The sequence below is a fragment of the Microcoleus sp. LAD1_D3 genome (genome assembly GCF_036702135.1).
Taxonomy (GTDB): Bacteria; Cyanobacteriota; Cyanobacteriia; order Cyanobacteriales; family Microcoleaceae; genus Microcoleus.
Genome location: NZ_JAUBSB010000001.1, coordinates 1 through 21,841 on the forward strand (window position 1 = coordinate 1; position 21,841 = coordinate 21,841).

The 21,841-nt window shown below is 46.2% G+C and carries 16 protein-coding genes; 11 read left to right on the plus strand and 5 right to left on the minus strand.

What is annotated here, in order from left to right; genetic code table 11:
* Window positions 1-417 precede the first annotated feature (417 nt).
* The 3 genes from QUA74_RS00005 to QUA74_RS00015 all read left to right on the plus strand — a co-directional run bounded on the left by QUA74_RS00005 (window position 418) and on the right by QUA74_RS00015 (window position 6,408).
* Window positions 418-1,131 carry a hypothetical protein gene (locus tag QUA74_RS00005; RefSeq protein WP_333323809.1) on the plus strand — a complete coding sequence of 238 codons (714 nt, stop codon included), beginning with the start codon at window positions 418-420 and terminating at the stop codon, window positions 1,129-1,131.
* Between the two features lie 767 nt (window positions 1,132-1,898).
* A complete protein-coding gene (locus tag QUA74_RS00010) occupies window positions 1,899-3,920 on the plus strand; it encodes a S8 family serine peptidase (RefSeq protein ID WP_333323811.1) in 2,022 nt (673 codons plus the stop codon).
* Window positions 3,921-4,068: 148 nt separating this feature from the next.
* Entirely contained in the window at window positions 4,069-6,408 is a 2,340-nt protein-coding gene (locus tag QUA74_RS00015) for a CHAT domain-containing protein (RefSeq protein ID WP_333323813.1), read from the plus strand.
* Between the two features lie 48 nt (window positions 6,409-6,456).
* Here QUA74_RS00015 and QUA74_RS00020 read toward each other — a convergent pair whose 3' ends face one another.
* Together QUA74_RS00020 and QUA74_RS00025 are read right to left on the minus strand one after the other, a co-directional pair.
* On the minus strand, window positions 6,457-8,415 hold the full coding sequence (locus tag QUA74_RS00020) for a cation:proton antiporter domain-containing protein (RefSeq protein WP_333323815.1): 1,959 nt from the start codon (window positions 8,413-8,415) through the stop codon (window positions 6,457-6,459).
* A gap of 505 nt (window positions 8,416-8,920) precedes the next feature.
* Complete coding sequence (locus QUA74_RS00025) at window positions 8,921-10,171, minus strand: GH25 family lysozyme (RefSeq protein WP_333323817.1); 1,251 nt, start codon at window positions 10,169-10,171, stop codon at window positions 8,921-8,923.
* A 113-nt stretch (window positions 10,172-10,284) separates the two neighbouring features.
* Here QUA74_RS00025 and QUA74_RS00030 point away from each other — a divergent pair, with 113 nt between their 5' ends.
* Together QUA74_RS00030 and QUA74_RS00035 are read left to right on the plus strand one after the other, a co-directional pair.
* The gene (locus QUA74_RS00030; protein ID WP_333323819.1) at window positions 10,285-10,779 is read left to right on the plus strand and encodes a DUF427 domain-containing protein; all 495 of its coding nucleotides are present in this window, start codon (window positions 10,285-10,287) and stop codon (window positions 10,777-10,779) included.
* 391 nt (window positions 10,780-11,170) lie between these two features.
* Entirely contained in the window at window positions 11,171-12,280 is a 1,110-nt protein-coding gene (locus QUA74_RS00035) for a GGDEF domain-containing protein (RefSeq protein WP_333323820.1), read from the plus strand.
* 248 nt (window positions 12,281-12,528) lie between these two features.
* Here QUA74_RS00035 and QUA74_RS00040 read toward each other — a convergent pair whose 3' ends face one another.
* Entirely contained in the window at window positions 12,529-13,536 is a 1,008-nt protein-coding gene (locus QUA74_RS00040) for a methyltransferase domain-containing protein (protein ID WP_333323822.1), read from the minus strand.
* Between the two features lie 584 nt (window positions 13,537-14,120).
* Here QUA74_RS00040 and trxB point away from each other — a divergent pair.
* The 5 genes from trxB (at window position 14,121) to QUA74_RS00065 (ending at window position 19,616) form a co-directional block, all read left to right on the plus strand.
* Window positions 14,121-15,491 carry a thioredoxin-disulfide reductase gene (gene trxB / locus QUA74_RS00045; protein ID WP_333323823.1) on the plus strand — a complete coding sequence of 457 codons (1,371 nt, stop codon included), beginning with the start codon at window positions 14,121-14,123 and terminating at the stop codon, window positions 15,489-15,491.
* A gap of 266 nt (window positions 15,492-15,757) precedes the next feature.
* On the plus strand, window positions 15,758-16,642 hold the full coding sequence (locus QUA74_RS00050) for an ABC transporter permease (RefSeq protein WP_333323824.1): 885 nt from the start codon (window positions 15,758-15,760) through the stop codon (window positions 16,640-16,642).
* 147 nt (window positions 16,643-16,789) lie between these two features.
* Entirely contained in the window at window positions 16,790-17,995 is a 1,206-nt protein-coding gene (locus QUA74_RS00055; RefSeq protein ID WP_333323826.1) for an AAA family ATPase, read from the plus strand.
* 45 nt (window positions 17,996-18,040) lie between these two features.
* Entirely contained in the window at window positions 18,041-18,646 is a 606-nt protein-coding gene (locus QUA74_RS00060) for a DUF4276 family protein (protein WP_333323828.1), read from the plus strand.
* An 805-nt stretch (window positions 18,647-19,451) separates the two neighbouring features.
* Complete coding sequence (locus QUA74_RS00065; RefSeq protein WP_242728775.1) at window positions 19,452-19,616, plus strand: hypothetical protein; 165 nt, start codon at window positions 19,452-19,454, stop codon at window positions 19,614-19,616.
* A gap of 148 nt (window positions 19,617-19,764) precedes the next feature.
* Here QUA74_RS00065 and QUA74_RS00070 read toward each other — a convergent pair whose 3' ends face one another.
* Entirely contained in the window at window positions 19,765-20,013 is a 249-nt protein-coding gene (locus QUA74_RS00070) for a hypothetical protein (protein ID WP_333323830.1), read from the minus strand.
* 292 nt (window positions 20,014-20,305) lie between these two features.
* Here QUA74_RS00070 and rpoD point away from each other — a divergent pair, with 292 nt between their 5' ends.
* Window positions 20,306-21,472 (plus strand): RNA polymerase sigma factor RpoD, encoded by a 1,167-nt coding sequence (rpoD, locus tag QUA74_RS00075; RefSeq protein WP_242723539.1) that lies wholly within the window; start codon window positions 20,306-20,308, stop codon window positions 21,470-21,472.
* Between the two features lie 215 nt (window positions 21,473-21,687).
* Here rpoD and QUA74_RS00080 read toward each other — a convergent pair whose 3' ends face one another.
* Window positions 21,688-21,840, minus strand: a complete 153-nt coding sequence (locus QUA74_RS00080; protein ID WP_015179166.1) for a high light inducible protein — start codon at window positions 21,838-21,840, stop codon at window positions 21,688-21,690.
* Between the last annotated feature and the right edge of the window lies 1 nt (window position 21,841).

Consider the following 21,841-nt stretch of genomic DNA (forward strand, 5'->3'; position numbering starts at 1 on the left):
AGTTTTTGAGCAATAACTTGCCTGCGGTTGAGAGGCAGCTACTTTTAGGTGCGATCGTTTTTTAGTCTAAACTCCAGGTAGTATTTTCGTAAAAAAACTCGTTTCGGGGCCCCATGTAATTTTCTTTCGATCCTCGTAGGCACAGGGCATTGCCGTGCCCATACAATAAAGCCGTGTCCCTACAATAAAGTTAATCAGGCGGCAAGATATTTTTGGATTAGTTGCACTTTCCCGCAATCAACATTGCACCCATCTCTTCATCAGGTCTGTGGGTAGAACGAGTGAAATTCCCATCTGGGTTGCTTAAGATTCAAGTAAAGAAAGACTCGAATTAAAAAATAGTTTGGCACTACTGAAATTCAGTCTTCTGTTTACTAAAAGTCGCTGTTCATTGCAGATATTTGCAAGGTAAAGCCGATGAAAACACAAAAATCAATTCTACCAACCAAAGCAAAATGGGTCTCTAAAGTCATTGGATTTTCACTGTTGAGTGTTCCACTCATGTCCAATCTTACCCATGCACAATCCGGATCGCCTGCCCCTCAAATTGGATTCAGATTTCAACAATCTGAGGAATTTAATATGGGTGTAATCACTAAATCTGTCACTCAATACAATGACTCCGGCGGGTGTCAGTCCTACTCTACCACAGAGGAAATCGGTGGACAAGCAGTATTCATTTCTAGCACGATGCCGCCTGCTCCAGGGTTGCGCGTTGTGATCCGAAATGTCACCCCTAGGATTGACCACAACCCTTCTCCCTATACCGATCGTGAATACGAAAAAGCTCCAAATTCGGAAGGATTTAAAGTGTCTCTTGGCACAATTCATAGCGGTAGATATTTAGCGGTGCAACCCGGAGTAAACCACTTTTACTATGAGATAAAAAGCGGTAACACCATCATTGAATCTGGTACTTTCAACGTCAGAATTGACCAAAAAACTCAAAATATTGTTCGCGGAAGTGATAAGGAATGTCAAAGAGAAAATGCCTGGCCGATGGAAGATACCTGGCCGAGGGAAAATGCCTGGCCGATGGAAGATACCTGGCCGAGGGAATTTGATCCGCTGAGAAAAAATAATCTGATGAGGGAATATCACCGGCAGAAGGACAAGCCAAGAAGGCGTTAATTAATCAATCTTTTGAACTCAGGAAAGGAGTTGAAATCAAATGAATCGACCTACGCTCAAAAACCACAAAAATAACACCAATAATTGGTTTGGAAAGCTCTTTTTTTCATACTCCTGCCTGGTTTTTTCTGGTCATTAGCTGGATGGATGTATGTGACGATTCCCGATCGCTATCGAACCGAAGTGGACTTTCGAGCTAGAGCAGTTAGAACTTCGGGCATCGTCACTAAAAAAAATCAAAAAACAACTTGTTATGGAGGAGGATACGGTTGTTCTTCTAGTTGTGACGTAACCGTGAATTTTCAGACCAACCGGGGAAAAACTATTGTGTTTTCCAACAGTTGCACGTCTGCGGAGGAAAATCAAACAGTTCCAGTAGTGTATGACCCAGACTCTTCCCCCGTCAAAGCTCGGATTGATATAGGGGATAGTCCTGATAGTCGAAGAACAAACGATTTTATATGGTCTTTCATTCTTTTCCTTTTTGGACTCGGTTCACTCATTACTGGCTTTTCAATCTATAGAAAAAAGCACACACAGGATTGAAGGGTTGATTGCTTTGTCAATTCAGATGTATTTCACGCACCGTTTCCTCGCCCAGGTGCTGTCTAGTTTCGCAGGAACAGTCCTGGACGCACTCCGACTCCTCGAAACCGGGTTTTTACGAAAATACTTGGTTGCGACCCGCAGATTCGCTAAAAAACGCGGTTTCTGACCACCCGTGCGATCGTCCTAATGAATAAATTTTGTAATTTGGAGCAACTTCCATGAAAAATGATTTTGCAGATATAAGCTTGTCTACTTCCCTCGCTCAAAACAATCTTCTTCTCGACAGCAACAGCGCCAGCCCGATCGCATTCCCGAATAATCTGAACAATCAGATTCAAGGATTCAACCACTTAAACGATGCGATGGATGGACAAGGCGGCGACGATCGCATGGCTGGACAGAGCAGTGATGACATCGTGCGGGGCACTACTGGCAACGATACACTCTGGGGCAACGCTGGCAAGGATATACTCTGGGGCTATGCTGGCAACGATATACTCTTGGGCAACGGTGACAACGATACACTTTGGGGTAATGCTGACAACGATATACTCTGGGGCGGTGCGGGGCGAGATGTTTTAATCGGTGGGAGCGATCGCGATATCTTTGCGCTGAAACCACAGGAAGGAACTGATACGATTGTTGACTTCAACCTGAGTGAGCGCGATCGGATCGGTTTAGCTGGAGGGTTAACTTTTGATGAGTTGACCATCTCTCAAGGCACAGGGGACAATCGCAACGATACATTAATCAGCACCGAGACCGGTGAGCTACTGGCAATTCTGAACAATACCCATGCAAGCACGATCGGCAATGCAGCCTTTCTCACCTTGGGGAATCGAGGATTAGTAACCAGCCAGGGCGATCGGGCAATGCGATCGGATGTCGCGCGCGATGGTTTTCGGGTAGACGGCACGGGCATAAAAATCGGGGTTTTATCTAATAGTTTCAACAGGCTGGGTGGGGCGGCCCAAGACATTGCAAGCGGTGACTTGCCCGTAAAAGGCAAGGTGTTGGCAGAAGATTTGGGAAATAACTTTTCTACGCTGATCGATGAAGGCAGAGCCATACTGCAACTTATTCACGATGTTGCTCCAGGAGCCGATTTGTTGTTTCATACAGGCTATGCCAGTGGTCAGTTTAACAGCCAGCTAGAATTCTACAAAGCAAGTGAAAAGGCTATGGCTGATGGTATTCGCGCATTGGCAGCTCAAGGAGCGCAAATCATTGTAGACGACCTGCGCTTCCCATCTCAACCGATGTTCCAAGATGGCATCATTGCCCAAGCGATCGATGAGGTCGTCAAAAAGGGTGTTTCCTACTTTACTGCTGCGGGTAACTTTGCTCGCGATAGCTATCAAAGTGATTTCAAGTCGGCTGGGTTCTCCGCGGATTATGGAGAACTTCATGACTTCGATCCAGGAACTGGGGTCGATTTCTATCAAAGCATCACACTGGCGAAAAACGATTCCCTCGCGATCTCATTCCAATGGGACTCACCGCTCGATCGTTCAACCAACGACCTCGATATTTACCTGGTTGACAATACAAAACAAAAAATCTTGGCTAGCAGCAAACTGTCAAATGTGGGAGGAGATCCGATCGAGTATTTCACATTCCGCAATGATGGTTCGTTTGGCTCGGATCAGTTTAATCTCATGATTGCCAAGCGATCGGGTTCTGCTCCCGGTTTGATGAAGTACGTGGCGAGTGGTTCCTCTACCTTCAAAATCAACAATTACAACACCAATAGTTCAACTATATATGGCAACGCAAATGCCAGGGGAGTTGCAGCAGTCGGAGCCGCCCCTTACTTTGGCACTCCTGCTTACGGTGTAAATCCGGCAAGATTAGAAGACTTTTCTTCGGCTGGCGGCACTCCGATTCTGTTTGACGAGAGGGGTAATCGTCTACCCAAACCTGAGTTTCGCCCGCAGCCGAAGTTCGTCGGGCCTGACAACACCAATACGACGTTCTTTGGCACAGACATTCCTCAAGATGCTGACGGTTTCCCCAACTTTCTGGGCACATCGGCAGCGGCTCCTCATGTAGCGGCAGTTGCGGCTTTGATGCTGCAAGCAAATCCCCGCTTAACTCCTGCGGAAATTAATCGAGCACTAGAGCAGACGGCTCTGGAGATGGATGATCCAAACACGCCCGGTTTTGATGTTGGATTTGACTATGCTAGTGGATCTGGTTTGATTCAAGCCGATCGGGCGATCGCTAAAATAGTCATCTAATTCAGATTAGAGTCCCCATCCCTGCCGCGAGATTGGGGAGACAGAGTAAGCTTCTATGAAAGTCGATCGCCTGTGGCAGATTGAGGCGATCGCACGACGGCAGAAAGAGCGATCGGGCTAATTCTCTAAATTCCAACTCTAGAATCCTATGGTGTATTCCCCATTTAAGCGACTCAAATCGACCCACTCTAGGCTCACTAATGTTTTCCTAGCTTCCATTTCCCTGTTCCTGCTTGCTACTATCCCCCTATTAACTACTCCTGACTCTCTCTTGCCAGCGATCACTCAAACTACCGATGCCCGTCAAGCAGAGGGCGATCGGCTCTTGCGGCAGGGCATTCGACAGTATCAAACTAGCCAATTTCAAGCCGCGCTGAACTCCTGGCAAAAGGCACTTCAACTTTATCGTGTCCTTAAAGATCGCTACAAGGAGGGTTGGACGCTGGGCAATTTGGCAGCCGTTTATGGTGATCTGGGCAATTATGCCAAAGCGATTGAGTATGGACAGCAACAGTTAGTCATTGCCCGCGAAATTAAAGACCGCGATGGGGAAGTGGCAGCACTAAATAATTTGGGACGCACTTACCAGTCTTTGGGCAATGATACCAAAGCGATTGAGTATGGACAGCAAAGTTTAGCGATCGCCCGCGAAATTCAGGACCGCGATGGGGAAAGTGCCACACTAGGTAACTTGGGACTTGCCTACTACTCTTGGAGCAACTACGCTAAAGCTGCCGAGTATATGCAGCAGTGGTTGACGATCGCGCGCGAAGTCAAAAACCGCCGAGGGGAAGGTTTGGCACTGGGCAATTTGGGACTCCTTTACCAGTCTCTAGGCAACGATACCAAAGCCATTGAGCATATGCAGCAGAGTTTAGCCATTGCCCGCCAAATCAAAGACCGTCAAGGGGAGAGTGCGGCACTGGGCAATTTAGGACTCGTTTACCACTACCTCGGCAACTATGCTCAAGCCATTGAGTATGCACAGCAGAGTTTAGCGCTCGCGCGCGAAACTAAAGACCTCCAAGGGGAAGGTATGGCGCTCAACAACCTCGGAGCAGCGTTCTTAAAGGCTGGCAACCCAACAGAAGCTGAAAAAATGCTCGTGAATGGGATTCAAGTTTGGGAATCGATGCGTCAAATGCTCGGCTCCAACGACGCGAATAAAGTCTCCATCTTTGAAGGACAAGCTATGACTTATCGGACTTTACAAGAAGTCCGAGTGGCTCAGAATAACCCGATCGCCGCTTTAGAAATTGCCGAACGGGGACGTGCCCGTGCCTTCGTCGATCTACTCACAGAGCGCTTATCCTCTGGTGATGCTAATTCGGTTATTGCCGCTGCTCCCAACCAGGAGCAAATCCGACAAATCGCCAAATCGCAAAACGCCACTTTGGTGCAGTATTCCATCATCTATGAAAGCTTCCAGATTCAGGGCAAACAAGTAGGGCGAGAATCCGCGCTCTACATCTGGGTGATTCAACCGACAGGCGAAATCACATTCCGCCAAGTTGACCTCCAACCCCTTTGGCAAAAACACAACGCCTCTCTAAGAAGCTTAATTATTGGCAATCAAGAATTTCTGGCTGTCCGCAGTCGCAGCAGTTTTGGCTCCACCCAACCCCAACCCAACTTACCGACGCTGCATCAACTGCTGATCGAGCCCATTGCCAGTCTCCTACCCAAAGACCCTAATGCCCACGTCATTTTCATTCCCCAAGATTCCCTGTTCCAGGTGCCTTTTCCCGCCCTGCAAGACTCTGGCGGCACTTACTTAATCGAAAAACACACCATTCTCACCGCCCCCTCGATTCAAGTATTAGATTTGACTCGACAACAACGACAGAAGCTAGCACAGAAGCCAGCTAACAGCGGCCCGGCTCTAGTATTGGGCAATCCCACCATGCCAAGCGTGTCTCTCTCTCTGGGAGAACCCAAGCAGCAATTGTCTCCTCTACCTGGGGCCGAAGCCGAAGCTAGAGCGATCGCGCCTCTGCTCAAAACCCAAGCGATCTTAGGCGCTCAAGGGACAAAAGCGGAGATCGTCCAAAAAATGCCCCAAGCATCTATTATTCACTTAGCAACGCATGGATTGCTCGATGATGTGCGCGGATTGGGAAGTGCGATCGCTATGGCTCCTTCTGGTAGCGATGACGGCTTATTGACCGCAGAAGAGATTTTTGACATGAAACTGCAAGCAAACTTAGTCGTTTTGAGTGCTTGCAACACTGGAGAAGGCAGGATTACCGGGGATGGAGTGATTGGCTTGTCGCGCGCTTTGATTTCGGCAGGAGTGCCGAGTGTGATTGTTTCTTTATGGGCGGTTCCAGATGCGCCGACATCGGAATTGATGCAGTCGTTTTATCAAAACTTGCAAAATAATCCCGACAAAGCACAGGCATTGCGGCAGGCAATGTTAACTACGATGAAAACTCATCCTGGGCCACGAGATTGGGCGGCATTTACTTTAATTGGGGAGGCAGAGTAAGGACGATCGCGACAAGCAAATTACAGAGTACGATCGGGGATACTGCTCCTATCGCGAAACTGGCGGCTGCAAAATTTCATCCTCTGGAACTATTTTTGCTGACTCCAAAACCTCCTCTAAAATCGGAGAAGGAATCGGCACTTTCTCAACTACCTGATGCTTTTCCAAAGTCAAGCGAGACTGCGACGAACCAGACAATCTTTTCAATAATTGCGGTTTGCGATCGCACAGCAAATAAATTATTCGATCGCCTGCTTGCCAAATCTGGGTCGCCGACACTACTTGCAAGTATCCTTGCCTTTCCAGCAGCAACGGCGCCAACTCCCCGGCTTTAACCAAAGCTTGTAAGTGAGCAATTTGAAACTGCAATCCCTCTGTTTTTAACTCTGTTTCCCCCAATTTCACTTCGCCGTCGCTCAAATATTCGTTCCAATCCTTCAGCGACAAATCGGAGACAAAGGCTTGATTGATTTTAGTCGGATTTGCAGGCGTATTTGCTTGCGGATCTTTGGGGAATATTGCCAAAACCCTCGGCGGTGCAAACTCTTCGGCCGCTCGCTGAGCTAACACTAAGTTTACCTCGCCGTTGTTAGTCATTGCCAAAAAAGTTCCCATCGATTCCATTCCGGCTTCTTCTAAAACGCTGTGGTCGAGAGCACTGCTCAAAAATACCCGCAAACCTTCTCGTTCTGCTTGTTCGCAAGCTTCGGGGTTTGTGTCGATAATTGCCACTGATTCTCCGCGTTCTTGAAACAAGCGAGCAATTAATCTGCTCAAAGGATTTGACCCCACAATGACAGCACCGGTGGCCGATTTTGAGGTGATGCCCAAAAGTTGAGCCATCTGTCCAGCCGTTAGTCCCTGGACGAAAACTGTCATAATAATTGTTAGGAAAACTAAGGCTTTAATCGAGTCGCCGCCGTTGATTCCCCGCTGGGTGAGCAAAATTGCAAATAAAGAGGCGATCGACGCTGAGACAATTCCCCTCGGCGCTACCCAACAAACAAATAATTTCTGTCGCCAATTTAGTCCGCTGTTCCAAGTACACAACCAAACATTGATCGGCCGCACTACCCACATTAAAGCTAAAACTGTAAACAAACTTCCCCAACCGAGGGCGACCACACTAGCGAGGGATAAATCGGCCGCCAGCAGCACGAACAGCATGGAAATAGCCAGGACTGTGAGTTGACCTTTAAACCTCCTCAGCAGCCTTTCTTCCGGGACAGCAGCGGCTCTGAGGACGATGCCGGATACCACAGTTGCCATCAGTCCCGATTCACTGCGGATTTCTTCTGCTAAGCCGAAAAATCCCCACAAACCGGCTAAAACTACTAAGTTTTTGAGGTCTTCTGAGAGAAATTGCGATCGCTTGAGAATGAATCCCAGCAGCCAACCTCCCGCAACCCCGATGACTGCGCCAACTAATAGTCGCACGATTAAATCTCGGAACAAAACCAGCAAATCAGCATTGCCATTCAAAATAATATTCAGCACCAATACTGCCAGAATTGCCCCGACAGGATCGATTAAAACGCCTTCTGCTTCGAGCAACGAGGCGACTTGTTTGTCAACAGATACTTGTTTGAGTAAAGGGCCGATTACTGTCGGGCCTGTGACGACTACTAGAGAAGCATACAAAAATGCGATCGGCCAGGGAAATTCCCCCAACCAGTGTGCGGCCATTCCGCCGCCTATTAGCGTAATTAAAGTGCCTACGGTAACTAAATTGCGGATGCTGCCGGAAAGTTTGCCCAAATCTCGCAATTCCAAATTCAAGCCGCCTTCAAACAGAATTAAAGCTACGCAAAGGGATACCATAACTTCCAAACCGCTTCCCAGCAGATTGGGGTGCAGCACTCCCAAGCAGTCTGGGCCTGCTAAAATGCCAAACAACAGCAAAAAGACGATCGCCGGAACTTTCAGATAAGCGGCCAGAACTTGAGCGCTGATGCCACAGATGACGGTCATGACCATCAACAGGGTGATGTTAAAGGAGATTTCCATAGATATAATTGTTACAGGCTGCCCGCTTAGTTTTAAATGTTCGATCGCGGGTAACGGGAGTGCAGGCGTTATTTTCCGCGCAGCTTACAAACTCGGCACGGCCCTGGATTTTTCCCAATAAGATTAAAAAACCTTGATAGTCGCTATAACTTTATCAGATAATTCTCTTGGCGTCAAAGATGGCAGTAAGTTGTAGCTAAGCGAGAGAGTTTCTGTAATATTCGAGAGTCTGATGGGGATGCGGGCACAGAGGGAGAGGATTTGACGAATTTTGATGCGGAGTCAATCTCAAATCTTAAATAGCAAGATTTGCCAGCTTTCCCATTATATAGGCCTTTCAACCCCAGATTCATCTGTGGAGTCAATCTCCAATCAAAAAGCTCACATCTCAAATCAAATCGATCACCCCCAGACTCATCTTTAGAGTAGATTTCCCATCTAAAATCTCAAATCGCAAGATTCATCTGTAGAGTCAATCTAACATCTAACATCTAACATCTAACATCTATAATCGATTCGCATTCTGCCACTTGCGAAAAAACTCTGATAGAATTGCAGGCGAAATTCGCCCTTGCAGCCAATCTAAAGCCTGGTTTTGTTGGGGGGCGGCCCGATAAAATTTGCACGCATCTATCAACCGAATCGGAGAAGTAGTGACTGTAGATTGAGAGCGCCACTTTTGTGCAAACTCGGTAAGAATAGCCGGAGAAATTTGTTTTTGCAACCAATCTAAAGCTTGGTCTTGTTGTGCTAAACCGCGATAAAATTTGCCAACATCTATCAATCGCAAATTAGTGTCTGGAGGTACGGCAGTGGCCCGCCATTTTTGAGCAAATTCCCCTAAAATAGAGGTAGAAACTTGACTTTGCAGCCAAATTAAGGCAGTATCTTGGCTAGCGCTAGCTTGATAAGACGAGAATACCTGAGTCAGCCGCACGCCTGATATGGGAGTGGGAGTGGGCGCTGGAGGGGGGACAACTACTTTGGGAGATTTTCGCATCAAAGCCGCCCAGGTTTTGAGGCTTGCAATGCCGTCGGGATTGAGACCTTGAGATTTCTGAAACGAGATGAGCGCGGCTGTGGTGGTGGCTCCAAATTTACCGTCCATCGCGCCTTGATAAAAACCTTTAATTCTTAATTCCTTCTGGATGTCTGCAACTTTATAACTTACGGCGCCTTCTCGGACGCTTTCAAAAATATTGGTGTCTACATTGCCCGAGACGCCGGACACGGTGCCTGTATCGCTGTATTGCCAAAAAGTCCAAGTTTTCCAGCCGCCGGGAACCCAAGGTTCCTCAGCAGTGGTATAGTGAGCAATCCACAGTGGGTAATCGGCAAACCGTGTGGTTCCCAAGTTGTCCCAGAAACCGGGGTAGGTGTAGATAATCGGCCGCATCAAGGTGGCTTTTTCGACTGCTTCTAGCCAAATTGCGGCTCGATCGCACAATTCACCCGCACTCAAACCGCCTGTAGTTTCCAAATCCAAGACTGCCGGCAAATCTCCCGTTTCGAGTTTGACAGTTTTCAGGAACAAATCTATTTGTCCTTGAACGCTGCTTGTCGGTCGAAAAAAGTGGTAAGCACCGCGTTGAATCCCCGCCGCTTTCATCGCCGCCCAATTGCGGGCGAAAGTTTGGGCAACGAACGTTGCACCCTCGGTCGATTTGACAAAACTGAAGGTAATACCATCCCGCGCCACGGCTGGCCAATTGACATTGGGCTGGTAGTCGGAAACATCTATACCACGAATACTCATATTACAAAGAGTTGAGAAAAGCTGGTTTGCTCTGAAGCAGCGACTCGATTAAGGGTACATTAAATTGTAATGCTAAGTCGCTAATTGTTTTTTTTGCAGGGGAGATGGTGCAAATGAACTTCGATCGAATAGAGCCCGGCCCTGGTCAAGAGTCTGTTTGGGATTACCCACGTCCCCCTCGGCTTGAGGAATCGACCAAACACGTACAGATAATTTTTAATGGAGTGACGATCGCCGACACGCGCCGTCCTCAGCGGGTATTGGAGACCAGTCACCCTCCTGCCTACTATATCTGCCCCGATGACATCAAAATGGAATATTTGCACAAAACTTCACGAGGTTCTTGGTGCGAGTGGAAGGGACAAGCCGGTTATTACACTGTGACGGTAGAGTCGAAAGAAGTAGTAAATGCTGCTTGGTTTTATCCCAATCCTAATCAGGTTTTTGCAGCTATTAAAGATTATGTGGCTTTTTATCCGAGCAAGATGGATGCCTGTTATGTGGACGGGGAATTAGTCCAATCTCAACCAGGGGATTTTTACGGTGGCTGGATTACCAAAGATATTGTCGGCCCGTTTAAGGGAGGGTCAGGAACGTGGGGGTGGTGAGGGAAGATTGAGTTTTAAGTTGTGAGTTGAGAACAGGGGCAGAAACCACCTTTTTTTTACGCAAAACCTCGTTACAGCCTCGACCCAGGTTTAACAACCAGGTTTTTTGAGTTTGTGTGCACTGTCAATGAGTTGAGGAATGGCGCCAAAATCGTTGTTTTACGCCCTAAAAAGCCCATCGTAAAAAATCGAGAATAATTCAATAAATCTGTAATTTAGTGAGGAGGAATCAATGCAATGCAGCTACGGCAAAAACTAACGGTGCAGCTTCTTCCCTTATGAAAAAATAGTGTCGTAAATAATACAAGCAATGGTAACAAATAAATAATTATATAATTTAATAGCTGACACTAGCTTTGTTGCTGGTTTATTGTTTATTCGGATCTGCGCTGTGTCTGTTGAATTTATTGAGCCGTCTAACTCGGCAGAAAACTCACCCCAAAATTTATCTTTAGAGTCTACTCTTAAGGATCTGGCTCTATTCAATTTTCAGGTGGAGTCCTCATATCTCGCCAAAGAAGTAGCTCGGTTGTTTCAATCTCACCCGCTGCTTCCGGGAGTTATCTTGACCGTAAATGGGAAATTTTTAGGGATGATATCGCGTCGGCGATTTATGGAACGCATGAGCCGCCCTTACGGAGTAGATATATTTGCTTGCCGACCGATTATAGCCTTGTATCAAATAGCTCAAACCGATATTTTGATTTTACCAGGAGTAGCCTTAATTGTCATGGCAGCTCAGCGCTCCGTGCAGCGACCGCCGGAACTGCTTTACGAGCCGATTGTTGTGCAGTTAGAACCTCAAGTTTACCGACTTTTAGACGTGCATCAACTCTGGGTAGCTTTATCCCAAATTCACCAAGAAGCTACTTGGTCTATGAGTGAACTTTATTACAATTTATCGCTCACGCAATCCGAGCTAGAAGCAGCTAATTCTCAATTAAAAGCAGCTAATTCCGAATTGTACCGCCTTGCCCACTTAGATGGCTTAACTCAGATTGCAAACCGCCACTGTTTTAACGAATACTTAGATAAAAAATGGCAAGAATTGGGAGAAGCAGCAGCCGAACTATCTTTGATTTTATGCGATGTTGACTTTTTTAAGACATACAACGATACTTACGGACATCAGGCGGGAGATGCTTGCTTGCAGCAGGTAGCCCAAGCTATTTTGGCAGCGGTAAATTACTCAGCAGGCGCAGTTTCGGGGGAGACTCTGGTAGCTCGTTACGGAGGTGAAGAATTTGCGGTAATTTTACCCCGCACTTCGTCGGAAATAGCTGTTTGGATTGCAGAGCAAATTCGAGTTTGGGTAAAAGAACTAGAAATCGAACACCTTAATTCAGCGGTGTGTTCTTTCGTGACGCTGAGTTTGGGGGTAGCGAGCACGTTTCCTCAGCCCGAAACTTCTCAGGAAAATCTGCTTGCAGCGGCAGACCGCGCGCTTTATCAAGCTAAAGACCGAGGTCGCGATCGAACAATCCTCGATACTAAGCTTTAGCTAAGCGAGAGGGGGAGAGGATTCTCGCTTGTTTTGATAGGGAATTAAAATATACAATTCAAATGCAGTAAAGCTTATAAAGTTAGATTAATAGTCCTGGACGCACAGAGTGTCAGAAACTGAGTTTCTTGCCGCCGAAAGAGCCTAAAAGCGTAGGTTTTTGCTCTATTAACCCGGTTGCTTTGGTGGCGAGTGCATCCCGGACAGACTAAGTAGGAAAAATTGCGTTCGATCGCCCCATCCAAACTCTACCTCCAAACACGTTCTGCCGTCCAGTGCCTGTCTGAAGATTCATAAATCCTCAATCCTTCCAATCCGACAGTTTCCACCATCATCTCAACTTCATCCAGCGTAAAAGCCGCTTGCAGCGAATCGCTGAACAATTGTTTCTGATGCGAGTTGCAATCTCCCGCATACATCTCCACTAAATGACTCCTCATTTCCTCATCCATAGGCCGGAGTAAATCGCGCAGAAATATTGCTGCGTTCGGTTTTAAGACTCGCTTGACTTCGCGCAAAAACGGCAGCGGATCGGGCAAATGGTGGATAATGCTGTTGGAAATCACCATGTCAAAATAACTGTCTGGATACGGCATGGCTTTAGCATCGATTAATTCGAGACTAATTTGCGATCGCACGCCCGCCTTTTCCACATTTTGGGCCCCCACTTTCAGCATATTTGCCGACAAATCAATGCAAGTCAATTTCCATGCTGGCCGGAGTTGAGAAATTGCGATCGGAATTCTCGCCGTACCCGTGCCCGCATCCAAAACGTTTCCAAAAACCGGCCCCAACGCCGCAGCACTGTGAGCAAAAGCAGCATTAACCTCAGCAAAATCCATCGAATCGTATTCGATCGCCTCTTCCAAGGAATCCATCACTTCCGGTTCCAAAACTCGCTGCATAAAATTTATCTCGTTATCTGGCATTTCCATATAGGGGCTGAGTTTTGCCTGCAAAAGCTCGACTAACTCCGGTTCCATATATTCGTAATTGTCCGGGATTTGCAGGCAAATAACTTTCTTGCCCTCGATACTTTCGGGAAATTTGCTGCGAAGTCGATCGCCATGCTTCTTCTCCATCACAAATATCCAATCTGCCCAGCCCAGCAAACCCTCAGTTACTCTGATTCTTGCACCTTTTTCCGTTCCCGCCGATCGCACGCTGTAGCCGCTAACTTTCTCGCATATCTTCTCGGCAGTCAAACTTCTCCACTTATTCTGACTGCACACAAACAATATCTTGGTTTTATCCATCAGACACAAGTACAAAATTCTATGTTAATTGTGGCACGGGCGTCCCGCCTGTGCTTCCGAAGCGGTTAAAAATTTCCTTCTAATTTTCCCCCAATCGCACCTTACATACCACAAACACTGTATTTTGTCAAATTTGGCAAAATCTCCGTTACAATTCTTAAACCATAAAATGCTGATTTTGCATAAATAATTGTACTTATTACATTTGAAGAGTTTGCTAATTTTATGAATTAAGTAGGTTTCAGCGTCAAAAAGTGAAATTAGTCATAATGCCCCTGGATTGTGAAAATCGTACCACAAGCCTCAAAGCAAGTAAATAGGTAAAATAATTGAGAATGAAGTCAATAATTTCGGTCGTCTTTAGATTTTTTTAATAATTGAGGGGTTAAAATAGATCGAACATTTAAAACTAAATCGACTTTTAGATTGTTTTTGCTTATTAAAGTAGCTGGAATTGGCCCGAAGACCGATCGACCCTCAACAATAGATACAGATGCTCGATCGCACAATGGCATCAAACCAAACTCGATCGCACTCTGCTAAAATTAATAAAACGAAGTCGTTATGAGTTTAAGTAAATACCTATGACCAACGAAACCGTAGAAAACCTAGTAATTATCGGCTCAGGCCCAGCAGGCTACACAGCAGCCATCTACGCAGGTCGAGCAAACCTGAAACCCGTAGTGTTTGAAGGCTACCAAGCGGGAGGCGTCCCCGGCGGTCAACTGATGACCACCACAGAAGTCGAAAACTTCCCCGGCTTTCCCGAAGGCATCACCGGGCCGCAGCTTATGGATCGGATGAAAGCTCAAGCAGTGCGCTGGGGTGCCGAATTATACACAGAAGATGTAATTTCGGTGGATTTGACCAAGCGGCCGTTTACAGTGCGCTCGGAAGACAGAGAAATCAAAACCCACACGATAGTAATCGCTACAGGCGCGACGGCGAAAAGGCTGGGATTGCCTAGCGAACACGTATTTTGGAGTCACGGCATTTCTGCCTGTGCCATTTGCGACGGCGCTACCCCAATTTTTAAAGGAGTAGATTTAGCTGTAATCGGCGCAGGCGACACCGCAGCGGAAGAATCTATTTATTTGACAAAATACGGCTCTCACGTACATATGCTGGTGCGGCGCGATCAAATGCGCGCCAGCAAAGCCATGCAAGACCGAGTGCTGAGCAATCCCAAAATTACCGTGCACTGGAACACCGAAGCACTGGATATTTTGGGCGAAGGGGGCGCCAAAATGGACGGGGTGAGAATTAGAAATATCGAGACAGGCGCTGAGAGCGATTTGCTGGTGAAAGGATTGTTTTACGCGATCGGTCACACTCCCAACACTCAACTGTTCCAAGGTCAGCTAGAACTCGACGAAATAGGTTATATCACCACCAAACACGGTTCGGTAGAAACCAGCGTCGAGGGAGTTTACGCCGTCGGCGACGTGCAAGACCACGAGTTTCGCCAAGCAATCACCGCCGCCGGTAGCGGCTGCATGGGGGCGATGCTGGCAGAACGTTGGCTGTCAGTCAACGGTTTAATGCAGGAATTCCATCAAACTGAGGAATCCGAGCAACCCACAGCAGCGCCGGAAGCTCAAAAAGTACGCAAAACCAGCGCGAACTTTGATATCACAGACACGCGCCACGAAGGAGGTTATGCTTTGCGGAAGTTGTTCCACGATAGCGATCGACTGATTGTGGTCAAATATGCCTCTCCGAGTTGCGGCCCTTGCCACAGCCTCAAGCCGATTTTGAGCAAAGTAGTAGATGAGTTCGAGGGCAAAATCCATTATGTGGAAATTGACATCGAAGAAGATCCAGAAATTGCTGAAAATGCTGGCGTGATGGGTACGCCGACGATTCAGTATTTCAAAGACAAAGCTTTGGTGACTGAGCTCAAGGGAGTTAAACCGAAAAGCCAGTACCGCGAGTTAATTGCCAGTAATTTGTAGGAATTAGATCGATTTTAGATTTGAGATTCCCCAAAAGAGAGTCAACCTAAACTCAACTTGCGTCCAGCCTGCCAAAAACCAGGTTTCTCCCCTCCGCGCCAGTCCGTGCAGGGGAGAAACCGGTTTTTTTTTTAGCCAAACACTCGCGAAAAAACCCGGTTTCTCGCGAGTGTTTGGCGAATGAGAAAGAGGATTTTTGACTGTTCTGGGTTTTTTCGTCTGAGTGCTACTAAAATCTAAAAGTCTTATATAGGTCGATCGTCATTATGGCTCAAAGCCGCCTCCGACTGCCGCGATTTCTCAAGAGTGCCTCACCGTCAAGCCTGTCAATGAAAATGATGTGGGCAGGTTTGACAATAACTGCCGTCTTTGTATTGGTAGCCACTTTGTCTCCAGCTATGCAAGCTTGGGGATGGCTGCAAAATCCTACCGAGGCTTTGAGTAACCCCATCCACGAACCGCCGTCGGCGAATTATTGGTTTGGTACTAGCCGCAGTGGCTACGATGTTTTTTCTCGGACGCTTTTTGCTTCTCGCGCTGCTTGGCAAGTGGTGCTTTTAGCCACAGCTTTGAGTTTATTTATCGGTGTGCCGCTGGGACTCGTTAGTGGTTATTTGGGCGGTAAGCTCGATCGAGTGTTGTTATTTTTAATGGATACAATTTATACTTTGCCGGGGCTGCTGCTTTCTTTGACGCTAGCGTTTGTAGTGGGAAAAGGAGTTTTGAATGCTGCGATCGCCCTGAGCATTTCCTACATCCCTCAATACTACCGCGTCGTCAGGAATCACACCGTCAGCGTCAAAACCGAATTATTTGTCGAAGCCGCGCGAGCAATGGGTGCTGACACTTGGACAGTGCTTTCGCGCTACCTGTTTCTGAATGTGATTCAGAGCGTACCTGTGCTGTTTGCGCTCAACGCTGCCGATGCAATTTTAACATTAGGAGGTTTGGGATTTCTCGGATTAGGACTTCCCGAAGCAACTCCCGAATGGGGACACGACTTGCGTTTAGCTTTAGATGCGCTACCTACTGGCATTTGGTGGACAGCTTTGTTTCCCGGTTTGGCAATGACTTTAATGGTAGTGGGACTATCTTTGGTGGGGGAAGGATTAAACGAGTTTGTTAACCCTCGCCTGCGGAATCAGCAGTAATTTTTCTGTAGCACAATCTCAAAAAACCAAACACCCCGATTCCGGACTTCTTTGAGAAGTCGGGAATCTAACGAAAAAGCGTTTTAGGTTTAATGAAAACGACCTACTTATCCAAGAAACACCAAGTATAGTTAAGGAGGTGAAATTATGAAAAATGTTCCACGCATAGAATATCTCAAAGTCCAAAATTACCGAGCTTTACATAATCTAGAACTTAAAAAAATTACTCCATTAACCGTCTTCTTAGGACCAAATGGCAGCGGAAAATCAACTATTTTTGATGTTTTCGCTTTCCTGTCCGAATGTTTCACCGAAAGCCTCAGAAAAGCATGGGATAGACGAGGCAGATTTCGAGAATTACGCACCAGAGATAGTACAGGCTGTATCATCATTGAATTAAAATATCGAGAGACATCAAAATCACCGTTAATCACCTATCATCTCGCCATAGATGAAGAAAATAATCGTCCTTTTATCGCTGAAGAATGGTTACAGTGGAGACGAGCAGGTCAAGGTAAACCTTTTCGCTTTTTAGATTTCAAAAAAGGCGAAGGACAAGTCATTAGTGGCGCAACTCCTGATGAAGAAGATGAAAGGATCACCGAACAACTAGCATCATCTGAATTATTAGCAGTAAATACATTAGGACAATTTGCCAAACATCCCCGCGTCAGTGCTTTAAGACGTTTTATTACAGGTTGGTATTTATCCTATTTAACCGCAGATAATACCCGCAGCCTTCCCGAAGCAGGTGCACAGGAAAGATTGTCCCCCACTGGTGACAATTTACCTAATGTTATCCAATACCTAAAAGAACAACATCCCCAACGGTTAGAAGAAATACTAAAAACCCTTTCTGCTCGTATTCCACGCCTCGAAAAAGTCGAAGCCTCAATCATGCAGGATGGCAGACTTTTGTTGGAAATTAAAGATGCTCCTTTTTCTCATCCAATTCTGGCAAAATTTGCCTCGGATGGTACGTTAAAACTATTAGCTTATCTAACAGTCTTATACGATCCTAGTCCCCCCCAATTAGTAGGAATAGAAGAACCAGAAAATCATCTACATCCGCGCTTGTTGCCCCATATAGCAGAAGAATGTCGTGCTGCTTCTGCTAATACTCAATTAATGGTGACAACCCATTCTCCTTTTTTTGTGGATAGTTTGAAGCCAGAGGAATTATGGGTATTATATCGAGATGAAAAAGGTTTTACTCAAGCAAAAAGAACCGCAGATATGCAGAGAGTCAAACAATTTATGGAACACGGTGCATTACTGGGTTCGCTATGGATGGAAGATTTCTTTGATGTGGGAAATCCGCTTAAAAATGCGGGTGTACCGCACATATTTTAAACTTAAAATAAAGAGAAGGTGAGCACTTTGCATCTTGTTTTTTTTGTGGAAGAACCATCCCTAGAATTAGCTTTGACCCAGATTTTGCCGAAAATATTGCCATCAAATGTTACCTTTAACATTCATGGTTATGAAGGAAAACCAGATTTTTTAAAGAAAGTGCCTAATCCTTTGAAAGGTTATCAACCATCGCTTCATCCAGATTGGAAGATTGTTCTTTTAATAGATGAAGATCGAGAAGATTGTCTTAACTTAAAAAAGCAACTAGAAGAGATGGCAATATCAGCCGGATTAATTACTAAATCTTCCTGCCAAAAAAATAAATCATTTCAAGTCTTAAATCGAATTGTAGTTGAAGAATTAGAAGCGTGGTTTTTCGGCGATGTTGAAGCAATTTGCCAAGCTTATCCTAAAGTCTCTCCCCATTTAGCTAAACAAAAAGGGTATCGCGACCCCGATGCTATTAAAGGGGGTACATGGGAGGCTTTGGAAAGAGTCCTGAAAAAAGCTGGATATCATCCGGGAGGACTAGAAAAATATAAAGCCTCTAGCGAAATTTCTCAATATATGAATCCTGAATTAAATCGCTCTAAAAGCTTTCAAGTCTTTTATCAAGGTTTATTAGAAATCATCCATAGTAAGCAGGTATAATCATCTTTATAGACAATTTTCGCTCTTGTCATTGCTGAGCTAGGAGCGTGATGAATGATTTAGAGAGCAAACCTAGATCCGCGCTTTCGGAGGACACGCCGTAAATAAATGTAACAAAAGTTTTAGCGCTCGCACCAGCGTCGTACCCCTCCACATCTTTAAGCGCATCCTGCAGCTTATGCCTTCTCCAACAATAGCAAGCACATCGCTAACTGGGTAAATTTTCCTTCCCTTGCAGAGTTATCTTCTGCAGGCAGTTGCATCAACGTCCGCTGGAGATTTTTTTGCGTCTGCTTGAAATTATCAAGATAATTCGGGAATGCTATCTAAATTTAATTAAAGGGGTTTATGGAATCTTAACACTGTCACGATATATTTAAAGGAATCGTGAAGTTATACTTCCGGGAGATGTCGAATTGTATGGTTTGTGAGAGTGTGCGATCGCGTAAGTGCGAACCGAAAGCCAAAAAATTTTAGAGAAGTCCGCAGCCGAGAGTTGCGCGGCGGGTTAACTCTCAGTAGAATTTATCCTAGTGGTTTTTGCCACTGACGCGACAAACTCGTGTCGAACTGCTTAAATAAGAATGTGACGTTAAGAACTTAATGTGATTTAACGTCAAAATTAAACCCAATTTCTGAGATTTGAGCTAACTTAACAATGAAAGCCCCTGTTGCACTACTCAACCCGCAACGCTTCATGGGGGGTCAGAGTCGGTCTCTAATCCAGAGTGGCCGGCTTAAAACTAAAGCTACGAGCTTTATTCAATCGCAGATTGCGTATGATTCAATTCAGGGAAACAGGGTAATGATGGGTGTATCTACACGGATTGTATTGGTTCCAATTTGGGCAACTCAAAAATTGTCTGCTAACTGTCTGGCCAACTACGCCGCAGCCGTTCACCCAGATATACGCAGAAAACAGCGCCGTTTGATCGTGCCAAAGTTTTTGCGTGCCGTTCTCAGGATTTAGCAGAGCCGGACATGAGTTAGTATTGTCAAGCTAAGCTGACAGAGTTTTCCTAGTTCTTGACAAACAATGGAAAACAACTTCCATTTTTTGTGAGAAAGGCTACAATCGGGAAGGTCTTTGCAAGATCCGATTCTCCCCGTTTGGTGCTTTAACCCTCTGCTGTTGCATTTGAGGCAGCAGACCGATATCCAAGGTGGCTAAAATTTGCTGTGCAACTCCCATGTCTGACAACCAGAGTGAAAGCAAGGCGAATCAAAAGTTCGACACCTCGAATACAAAAGTTAGAGGGTGCCGTGCCGGAAAACTTGTACGGGTAAAAACTCGAAGTACCGGGTGAAAAAGCCAGTATTTTTGGAAGTGCGATCGATCGCACTTCATGGTTTGCTTCTGGGGGCAAGGTATTGCAGATGATGTGGTAACTCGCTCCGAAAGAAAAAGCCGCTAGCTCAATTTAAGGTCGCGATGTTAAAATCTGCGATCAATTGAATGCGCTGCCTGCTTCAAACCCGAACTCGAACTTTGACTCATAAAAATGGTGCAATTTCGGTAACAGATTCAGCTAGCAGACCGAAAATCCCACTATTTTTTCCTGCGGGAATGTCAATACTGGCTAACTTGTCTAAACTACAAACAGACGACACTATTCCACTGTTATTTATTCTTTAATTCAGGAGCATGAGGAAGACGGCATGATCCAGGCTAACACCGTACTCGAAACCACAATTACATCGGAAATGGAAACAATCGAGTTGCTTCGGAGCGCCGAAAGCGTTCTACCTGAGAGCGAGTTAGAACTTTTTATCGACGAAGAAGACGATCGAGAAGAATTCTTAGACTCTCAATCTGAGGAAGATCCTAAATCTGGCAAAGGCGCCAAAGCCCGCCGTCGGGCACAGGCAAAGAAAAAGCATTATACTGAAGACTCTATTCGTCTTTACCTGCAAGAAATTGGTCGGATTCGACTGCTGCGAGCTGACGAAGAGATTGAACTAGCGCGCAAGATTGCAGATTTGCTGGAATTAGAGCGAGTTCGAGAACAACTGCTCGAAGAGTATAACCGCGAACCCAAAGACAGCGAATGGGCGAATGCTGTAGATATGGCACTTCCTGCATTCCGTCACCGACTCCACGTCGGCCGTCGGGCAAAGGAAAAAATGGTGCAATCTAACCTGCGTTTGGTGGTGTCGATCGCCAAAAAATACATGAATCGCGGTTTGTCTTTCCAAGATTTGATTCAGGAAGGCTCTTTAGGTCTGATCCGGGCCGCTGAAAAATTCGATCACGAAAAAGGCTACAAGTTTTCTACCTACGCAACTTGGTGGATACGTCAAGCCATTACCCGGGCAATTGCCGATCAATCGCGCACTATCCGCCTGCCGGTTCACCTTTACGAAACCATTTCGCGGATCAAGAAAACTACCAAACTTCTGTCTCAGGAAATGGGTCGCAAGCCTACGGAAGAAGAAATTGCTACCCGCATGGAGATGACGATCGAGAAGTTGCGGTTCATTGCTAAGTCCGCACAGTTGCCCATCTCTCTAGAAACTCCGATCGGCAAAGAGGAAGACTCACGTCTAGGAGATTTTATTGAATCAGACGGGGAAACACCAGAAGATCAAGTCTCGAAAAACTTGCTCAGGGAAGACTTGGAAAGCGTTTTGGATACTCTCAGCCCCCGAGAACGGGATGTACTGCGACTGCGTTACGGCTTAGATGACGGACGGATGAAGACCTTGGAGGAAATTGGTCAAATCTTTAACGTCACTCGCGAGCGGATTCGCCAAATCGAGGCTAAAGCCCTGCGAAAGTTGCGCCATCCCAACCGCAACAGCATCTTAAAAGAATATATCCGCTAGAGTAATTTGCTAGCATCACCCAAAAGAGTGATCCGCACTCTTTTTTTTGGGGGGGGATACCCCCCGCCCCGGTTTTAGATATAGCTGTTAATTTTTGGGCAGCTAACTGCCCGGAGCAAGTGGCTATTTGCCGCCCACATCCCGCTGCCAAAATTTAGGGAGTCCGTGACGGAACTCCCAAGCTTTGCAGTGTCACAAAAGTCTTAACTAGAAAATTACATCACGCCCCAAAAGTGAAGCAGGCCTTGACCGGAAACCAATTCGATGATGACAGCGGCAGAGAAACCAATCATTGCCAAACGACCGTTCCAATTTTCGGCTCCTTCGCTGAAGCCCCAATTCCAAGCGTTGCGTTTTTGTTCTTGCATA